This window comes from Clostridium mucosae (genome assembly GCF_024622765.1).
Classification (GTDB): Bacteria; Bacillota; Clostridia; order Clostridiales; family Clostridiaceae; genus Clostridium.
This window is the reverse complement of record NZ_JANKAF010000056.1, coordinates 1-1,572: the sequence shown is the minus strand read 5'-3', so window position 1 is coordinate 1,572 and position 1,572 is coordinate 1. Positions and strand designations below refer to the sequence as shown.

The window sequence follows — 1,572 nt, the reverse complement described above, 5'->3', positions numbered from 1 at the left end:
CATTAGCTATAATAGTAAATGAGCCTATAAAAAAAAGACTTAATATAATAGTTGCTACTACTATAAAGCCTTTTTTACTTCCTCTTATTCTGTTAAACATTTTTTTCACCTTCTTTTTTAACAGGTGGTCTAGTATCAAAAGCATTAAATAAATCTTCAAAGACTAAATCACCACTTAAAACACCTATATGACCATAAATATCTTGAAATAAACATTGACCTACTTCTAAGCTCTTAATTTTATCTATATTTTCTCTATTAACTTCTAATCCTAAAAATTCTAAATCTGCCTCTATTTCTTCAATTTTAGATGACCTAAATATAAACTTCATACCTATATTATTCTTTGCGTCATCTCCTAAATCTAAAGCTGATTGTGTAGCAATAAAAGCTCCACTATTTTTTGAACGCCCTACTCTTATAAGTTTATTTATTAATGTTTTACCTTGTTGAACTTTATCTAATACCCACGCTTCATCTAAGAATGATATTTTAAATATTTCTCTATCATTTTCTATAAAATTTACTGCATAATACCCTACAATCATAAGCATAGCAATACTTAATATTTCAATACTACTATAATCTTTAGTTTTAACTTCTTTGCCTGGCAATTTTAAATCTTCAATTTGAATTATATTAATAGCATTTGAAACATCTATCTTTTTCTCTGTTTCTCCATCTCCAAACAATAAAGATGAAAAACCTAAATCCACAAAAGAATCTATATGTGTACCAATTTTATTAGCTATCTCATTATCAGAATCTTTAAGATAATTAACTATTTTCATCATACATGGATTATTTTCATTAGTTACTTTAGATATATATTTCTTTAATACAGGAAATCTATCACTATCTTGTATTGTTATCCCTGTTAAATAACCTAATATTTCTATAGCAATAAATTCAGCCATTTTATTATCAAATAAATTATATGGGTCTAATAACCCTTTATTTTCTATATCACTTGTAAGATTTATTACATTGATATCATCTTTTAAAAATATTAAATCTTTCTTCCAATTTCCACGCTCCGATTTAGGATCTATCAAAAGTATCCTTGAACCTAATAACGCTGAATAATAAGTAATAAGATTAGCAAGCATTGACTTCCCATTTCCTGTTGCTCCTAAAAACGCTATTGAAGGCGAATTAGTTATTGACCCCTTAATCCCTTGTGAAGCTATTGCAGGTTTTATACATACTACTTTTCCACTATCAAGATTTTCACCAACATATATACCATTATCCTCTCCAAGTTTTGAAGTAGCACCAAAACCTAAAGAAGCTATAAAATCAGATGTTACATATTGAATATAGTCCTTTACTAAAATCTCTGATGAAGGTATAAACTCATATTGAAAATTAAGCATATCACCGAAAGGTCTTTCAATTATAATTTTATAATCTGAATAAAAATCTTTTATAGTATTAACTCTTTTCTCTAAAAGCTCTATACTATCAGCTGACACTCTTACCACATAATTAAGTTTATACATATTTATCTTAAACCTATCCAATTTATCTTGCAGTTCAACTGCATTATCTCTCCCATCTACAAGACTTCCA

General features: G+C 27.4%; 1 protein-coding gene. It reads right to left on the bottom strand.

Annotated features, from left to right (window positions below):
- Window positions 1-92: 92 nt before the first annotated feature.
- Window positions 93-1,572: ATP-binding protein (locus NSA50_RS19630; RefSeq protein ID WP_257448237.1), on the bottom strand; the 1,480-nt coding region annotated here is incomplete at its 5' end.